The organism is uncultured Senegalimassilia sp., assembly GCF_934632265.1.
Classification (GTDB): domain Bacteria; phylum Actinomycetota; class Coriobacteriia; order Coriobacteriales; family Eggerthellaceae; genus Senegalimassilia.
Genome location: NZ_CAKTYH010000013.1, coordinates 23,236 through 29,235, shown reverse-complemented (window position 1 = coordinate 29,235; position 6,000 = coordinate 23,236). Strand labels below are relative to the sequence as shown.

The 6,000-nt window shown below is 63.0% G+C and carries 8 protein-coding genes; 2 read left to right on the top strand and 6 right to left on the bottom strand.

What is annotated here, in order from left to right; genetic code table 11:
- Positions 1–9: 9 nt before the first annotated feature.
- The 5 genes from Q0H50_RS02180 to Q0H50_RS02160 form a co-directional block, all read right to left on the bottom strand.
- Positions 10–444 (bottom strand): hypothetical protein, encoded by a 435-nt coding sequence (locus Q0H50_RS02180; RefSeq protein ID WP_294418919.1) that lies wholly within the window; start codon positions 442–444, stop codon positions 10–12.
- On the bottom strand, positions 441–908 hold the full coding sequence (gene smpB, locus Q0H50_RS02175) for an SsrA-binding protein SmpB (protein WP_294418918.1): 468 nt from the start codon (positions 906–908) through the stop codon (positions 441–443). The genes Q0H50_RS02180 and smpB overlap by 4 nt, the downstream gene beginning before the upstream one ends.
- Before the next feature lie 4 nt (positions 909–912).
- Positions 913–2,040 (bottom strand): M42 family metallopeptidase, encoded by a 1,128-nt coding sequence (locus Q0H50_RS02170; protein ID WP_294418915.1) that lies wholly within the window; start codon positions 2,038–2,040, stop codon positions 913–915.
- 25 nt (positions 2,041–2,065) lie between these two features.
- Positions 2,066–2,524 (bottom strand): YhcH/YjgK/YiaL family protein, encoded by a 459-nt coding sequence (locus Q0H50_RS02165; RefSeq protein ID WP_294418912.1) that lies wholly within the window; start codon positions 2,522–2,524, stop codon positions 2,066–2,068.
- 167 nt (positions 2,525–2,691) lie between these two features.
- Positions 2,692–3,180 (bottom strand): DUF523 domain-containing protein, encoded by a 489-nt coding sequence (locus tag Q0H50_RS02160; protein WP_294418908.1) that lies wholly within the window; start codon positions 3,178–3,180, stop codon positions 2,692–2,694.
- Positions 3,181–3,340: 160 nt separating this feature from the next.
- Between Q0H50_RS02160 and Q0H50_RS02155 the strand changes: the two genes are divergently transcribed.
- On the top strand, positions 3,341–3,709 hold the full coding sequence (locus Q0H50_RS02155; protein WP_294418905.1) for a NifB/NifX family molybdenum-iron cluster-binding protein: 369 nt from the start codon (positions 3,341–3,343) through the stop codon (positions 3,707–3,709).
- Between the two features lie 125 nt (positions 3,710–3,834).
- Complete coding sequence (locus Q0H50_RS02150; RefSeq protein ID WP_294418903.1) at positions 3,835–4,422, top strand: NUDIX hydrolase; 588 nt, start codon at positions 3,835–3,837, stop codon at positions 4,420–4,422.
- A 159-nt stretch (positions 4,423–4,581) separates the two neighbouring features.
- Here Q0H50_RS02150 and Q0H50_RS02145 read toward each other — a convergent pair whose 3' ends face one another.
- Entirely contained in the window at positions 4,582–5,673 is a 1,092-nt protein-coding gene (locus Q0H50_RS02145) for a linear amide C-N hydrolase (RefSeq protein ID WP_294418902.1), read from the bottom strand.
- Positions 5,674–6,000: the final 327 nt, after the last annotated feature.

Here is a 6,000-nt window from a genome sequence, read left to right as displayed (position 1 = left end):
TAGATAATCTTACTTCAAAAGCGAGCTGAAGTCCAATGCGCTTTTGATGTCGTCGAACGCGCCCTTGAATTCCGCGGCCATCTTCACGCCGTCCTTGAAGATGGCGTTCATATCGTCGGTTGCCTGCTGCACGCCGTCGCGCGTGATGCCCAGGCTCCCATCGTCGACAACTTCGCCGCCGACATCCTCGCCCTCGTCCTCATCGTCCTCGACATAGAGATACTCGGCCTCTTCGCCGTCTTCCATGATGACGAAGCCGATACGGTTGCCCTGGTCATCTTCGAGATAACGCACGATATCGTCGTCGGAAAGCTCGAGCTCGACGACTTCGAGATCGTCGTCGGCGACAGGCGCCTCGTCAGCTTGAGGGGCTTCCTCCGCTGCCTGTTCCGCAATGCTATCCGAAACCTGCTCTTCGGCCCCCATAGCTTCCTGATCGCTCATCGACGGCTCCTTTCCTTCAACGCGCGCTCGATCTCGCGCTTCGAATCGCGCTCGGCCATGGCGGCGCGCTTGTCGTAGTTCTTCTTACCGCGGCACACCGCCAGCTCGACCTTCACGAGCGAGCTTTTGTTGAAGTACATCTTCAACGGGACGAGCGCCATGCCCTTCTCCTTGGTCTGCTGCTCCAATTTGCGGATCTGGTTCTTGTGCAGCAGCAGCTTACGTTTGCGGTCGGGATCGGGGTTGGCGATGTTGCCGAAGGCGTACGGCGGGATATGGACACCATGCAGCCACACCTCGCCGTGGCGGATGAGCGCGAAGCAGTCGGTGAGCTGGCAATGGTTGTCGCGCAGCGAGCGCACCTCGGTACCGGTCAGGGCGATGCCGGCCTCGTAGGTTTCGAGAACCTCGTAATCGTGGAGCGCCTTGCGATTGCGCGCGATGTCTTGGGATTGCTTTTTCATGACGTTACTCCCCCTGCGCGGTACGCGCGGAACAGGCATCGAGCGACGCCGAACCGCAACCCGCCATGGGCACGAACGAGCCGCTGGACTCCAGGTCGCGTGCGAACTGCACGAACAGGGCAACGGTTGCGTCAAGGTCGTCCAAGCAGATGACCTCGGTAGGCGTATGCATATAACGAAGCGGCACGGACACCAAACCCGTGGGGATGCCCGCGCGGCTGACCTGGATAGGCCAGGCGTCGGTGCCGGAGTGGCCGGGCAGGGCCTCTACCTGATACGGGATGCCCGCGGTCTTGGCGGCCTGGACAAGGCGCTCGAACACCTGCGGGTTGACGTTGGGGCCGCGGCCGATGACCGGGCCGCCGCCGCACTTGATATCGCCGAACTTGGCGTGGCTGATGCCCGGATAGTCGGTGGCATGCGTGGCGTCGAAGGCCACCGCCACATCGGGATGCACGCCGAACGCCGAGGTGATGGCGCCGCGGGTGCCGATCTCCTCCTGCACCGTGCATGCGCAGGTGACATCGCCCGCGCAACCCCCGGCAGCTGCCAGCTCCTCGAGCACGCGCGTGATGACCCACACGCCGCATTTGTCATCGAAGGCGCGCGAGACGCCCATGTCCTTGCCGAAGCGCTCGAAGCCCACGCCGAACGTGATGGGGTCGCCCACCTTCACCAGGCGCTTGACCTTCTTGGCCGGAAGGCCCAGGTCGATGACCAGCTCGGACAAGGGCGTGACCTTATCGCGCTCGCCGGCTGAGATGAGATGAATGGGCTTGCGGCCCACAACGCCGCGCAAGGGATGCTCGGCGCCGGTGGCGTGCACGTCCACGCGAAGCCCCGGCAAAATAGCGGCGTCGACACCGCCGATGGCGGCAACCGACAAAAACCCGTCATCGGAGACGTTGACCACCATCAGGCCGATCTCGTCCATATGGGCGGCCAGCATGAGCGACGGCCCCGTCCCCTTGCCCGCAAGACGGGCATGGACCGAGCCCATGACGTCGGTGGTGACCTGGTCGGCAACGCCCTCCATGCGCTCGCGAACCATGGCAGCGATACGCTGCTCGCAGCCCGTGGGCGAAGGGGTCTCGAGCAGGCGCTTGAGATATTTGCGATCTTGCTTGTTCATGTGCTTCCTTTATTGAAGGAGGTTGTTACGCGCGGACCTTCACGACGATCTTGCGCACGTGGCAGGGTGCGGAGCCGAGCGTGCAGCCGGGCTTGTGCGCATCTTCGGGCGCAAGAACGGCCAGGTCGCCGGCGTGCAGCACCACGTTCGTGCACTGTTCGGGCGTCTCGTACAGGCCGAAGTCGTTTTCCTCGTCGAAAGGCTGGCACTCGGGCAGGCCATTCAGCTGGGCGTACTGCAGAAGCTCCTGACCGGAGACGACGAATTGCACGTCGTAGTAATCGCGATGCGCTTCCATCTGCTTTTCAGAAGCGGCAACGGTGTCGTATTCCTGCACGTTGGCGAACACGTCGTCGCCATCAATCTCGTTGCGACCGAGCGGCAAGGCGTCCAGGCCATCCTGCGCGAGGAAGGCGTAGGCCTTGGCGAAGCGCTGGCCGAGATAGTCGTTTCCGTTCGCATGGGCAAGGTTGGTAACCAGCATAGCGGGTCCTTTCATATTCACGCGGCGCACAGCAGGCTCCGCCTCATTCGTTTAGGGAAGTATACACCCCGCCACCGGGCGAACCGGCGCGGCAGGCGGCGCCCCACGGCATGCACAAGGAGACCCGATCGCGTTTTGCGGTTTTGCGGTTTTGCGGCTCAGCCGCCTTAAGGCTGCGCAGGATCGGACGGCATGTCCAGCTTTTGGACCTGGGATTCGTCGAGCACCGCGATACCCGCATCGCGGAACAGCTGCGCGGCAACGCCCCACCCCGGCACGAGCGCGCCCGTAAAGCTTCCGTCATACACAAGCCCGCTTCCGCATGAAGGGCTTTTCGACTTGAGCACCGCCACCCGGCAATCGGCGTCGCGCAGCTGCTCCATGCAGCGGCTTGCACCAAGATGAAACGCTTGCGTGACGTCGTCGCCGGTCGCGTCCACCACGCGCACCGGGCGGGACCCGGCGACGATCTCGCACGGCGGGTGCGGCACGGGAAGATCCCCTGCAACTTCGGGGCATATGGGAACAAGCTTGTAGCGGCGACCGAGCCTCATAACGGCATCGATGGGCTTCGAGGACCCGTCGAAGCGGCACGGCCTGCCCAGCAGGCAGGCGCTCACGGCGATGGCAGGCGATGTGTTCGGGGTTTTCTCCATACCGGCATTATAGCGCTCGAGCAGGCGGTTATTCCTACCAATATGCTACTTGGAGAGTATCAAAAGATTCGCGGGCGCCGGCGGCGTTGTGCTAGAGTTGGCCGCAGGAGAGGCGCGCGGAGCAGACGCCCCGACGCATACGTCGTAGAAAGGCGATACCATGAAAGTTGCAATCCCCAGCGAAACCGGCGAAGGCCTGGCAAGCACCCGTAGCGGACACTTCGGCCATACGCCCTGGTTCACGCTCGTGACCATCGAGGACGGTCAGGTCACCGGCGTTGAATCGGTGAAAAACGTCGATCACGACGAAGTGGGTTGCGGCGGCGTCATCGAGTTCGCGCACAACCTGGGCATCGATGCTATGATCTGCGCAGGCATGGGCCAGCCGCCGTTCATGCGCTTCACGCAATACGGCGTAGATATCTATCTTGAGCAGCAAACCCCTATGGTGGGCGATGTGGTGAACAAGTTCATCGCGGGCGATTGCGCGCGCATGGTGCTGGAAAACGCCTGCAGCCATCACCACTAGGATGTAGGGTCCGCCGCTCGCGTTCGTCTTGCGGCGCAAGCCGAACCCGCACACCTTGCTATAATCGACACGCAGTCACAGGCCCGGGCCGCACGCCCGGGCCTTTTCGATCTCAAGGAGCAGCCGTGGGCATATACGAAGATCTGCAAGCGTTCCGCCCGGCCAACGAGCAGGAAGCCGCCGACCGCGACCTTATCTTGTCGCGCTTGGAAGCGGACTCTGCGGTGTTCGATCGAACGGCCGTTGCCCACATGGCATGCTCCATTTGGACCGTTGACCCCACGTTCACGAAAACCCTGCTGGTGTATCACAACATATATGATTCGTGGAGCTGGATCGGCGGGCACGCGGACGGACAGCGCGATCTTGCGGCGGTGGCCTTGCGCGAACTGGAAGAGGAAACGGGCGTGCACGGCGCACGCCTGGTGCCGTGCGGGCCGGGCAACGTGCTGTCGTGCGAGGTGCTCACCGTGGACGGCCACGTCAAACGCGGCGTGTACGTTAGCTCGCACCTGCATCTGAACGTGACGTACCTGGCAGTGGCCGACCCCGCCGAGCATGTGCGCATCAAAGCCGACGAGAACAGCGGCGTGAAATGGGTGGAGCTCGAGAAAGCCGTGACCCTATCAAGCGAACCGTGGATACGCGAGCGCATCTACCGAAAGCTCATCGAGAAGACGCGCGAGCTGGCGCCGCGCTTCGCAACGCGGTAAGCCGGCGGTATCCGCGCAAGCCGCGGCACGCCCCTTCGAGCCAAGCGCCCGCGACATCATGTGCACGCACGAGCTGGCGCTGCGCTTCGCCATCAAATCAAGATGCCGGCGCGACTACATGCCTCGAACACCAAGCCTATCCGTCCCGAGAACGGGACCTCACACCATGTTGCCGTGGATGTCGGCATGGTGGACATCGTCCCAGCGACGACGCAATGCCACATCTGCCGTAAGGCTTTCGTTATCGAACACGATGGACCACTGCGTGTTGCTGGTGACATCCTCGGGGTTAGGCGCCTGCGAAGCCGTCCGCAAGGCCTTCCACGCCGTGACCTGGGCATCGGTACCCGCCGGCGACTCGTCGAGCACCGCCGAGATAGCATCGTAACGTTCGCGCCCATGCCCATACGCCCCATTCTTCTGGAAAGGCGCGACCTTGTTTTCATGCATGACGAAGAAGTTCGTGACCTGACGCGTCGGCGTGACGACGGGCATGCGTTCGGGGCTGTCGCAATCGTATTCGATCACGCGCCCGTCGCCTTGCGCATCGGTGATGTAGAAATGGTAATCGCGTCCGCTGGTGGCGAACATGTCATAGGAAAGCAGCAGGTCGACGGCCTGCTGCGTAGTGGCTGCGCGGTCGAGCACCAAGCGAATGGCGAGCGGCGTGGTGATGACGGGTTTGCCGGTGATGCGGGAGGTGGGCTTGCTGTCCAGCGTGAGCACCGCGCAGGAAACGCCCTTCTCGTTCACGCCGTCCAGGCAGGCGAACGGCGCCGCCAAGCACGCGAAACGCGATTTCGCCTGCAACGCATCCACCACGCCGAGGTTGTCAAGCGCGCAAAAGCCGATGGATTCGTAACCGTCGACGGGGGCTGTGTGCACGAGCATGGCGGAGGTGTCGAATTTGAAGTCGTAATTGCGGCCCATGAGCACGCCTTGCCCGTCTGCAAGCGTGAACGCGCTGCACCCGAACTGTGGTGCCTGCATATGAACGGGGACGAGCGGGAGCGCTTCGGCCAGGATGGCGTCGATGTTGCCCTGATCGCTTCCAAGACCGCGCTCGATGATGCGGTCGAGGTCGTAGCGATAGGACACGTCCATGGCATAAAGGCCGTACGGCGCATCGGCGGGCGCGACCTGCCTGATCGAGGCCATGGTGGCCGCGCGCGAGCCATAAACCACGGCACCTGCACCTGCGGCTATGCCCGCAGCGGCGGCAGCGACCTTCGCAACGTTCCCAAGCTTCATTGACGACCCCTTTCGTCGTACGCCCCGAAAGCGACGCTTCGCGAACATTTGCTCGATTATCTCACAAAACGACATGAGTCGGAGGTTCTCTCCGCCCCGCACGGGCCCCGTTCCCCGGAAATACAGAGCCCTTGCCCCGAAGACCTTCGCTCACGTGCCTGCTCCCTTTGCAACCACTGCATCGGTTTCGATGTTCGCCAGCCCGACGGACTCTGCGCACGTCACACGCCGGCGCCCGTTTCCGCCCTTCCCCACAAGACGCGGAGCACCGGCCGATAGCCTTAGGCAAACACGCGGATCGCCGCACCGCCCAGCTCATTTGCGCTA

Excerpts from the sequence above, each read along its gene's own strand:
- Q0H50_RS02180 (WP_294418919.1), bottom strand. The coding sequence starts at position 444 with ATGAGCGATCAGGAAGCTATGGGGGCCGAAGAGCAGGTTTCGGATAGC.
- smpB (WP_294418918.1), bottom strand. The coding sequence starts at position 908 with ATGAAAAAGCAATCCCAAGACATCGCGCGCAATCGCAAGGCGCTCCAC.
- Q0H50_RS02170 (WP_294418915.1), bottom strand. The coding sequence starts at position 2,040 with ATGAACAAGCAAGATCGCAAATATCTCAAGCGCCTGCTCGAGACCCCT.
- Q0H50_RS02165 (WP_294418912.1), bottom strand. The coding sequence starts at position 2,524 with ATGCTGGTTACCAACCTTGCCCATGCGAACGGAAACGACTATCTCGGC.
- Q0H50_RS02160 (WP_294418908.1), bottom strand. The coding sequence starts at position 3,180 with ATGGAGAAAACCCCGAACACATCGCCTGCCATCGCCGTGAGCGCCTGC.
- Q0H50_RS02155 (WP_294418905.1), top strand. The coding sequence starts at position 3,341 with ATGAAAGTTGCAATCCCCAGCGAAACCGGCGAAGGCCTGGCAAGCACC.
- Q0H50_RS02145 (WP_294418902.1), bottom strand. The coding sequence starts at position 5,673 with ATGAAGCTTGGGAACGTTGCGAAGGTCGCTGCCGCCGCTGCGGGCATA.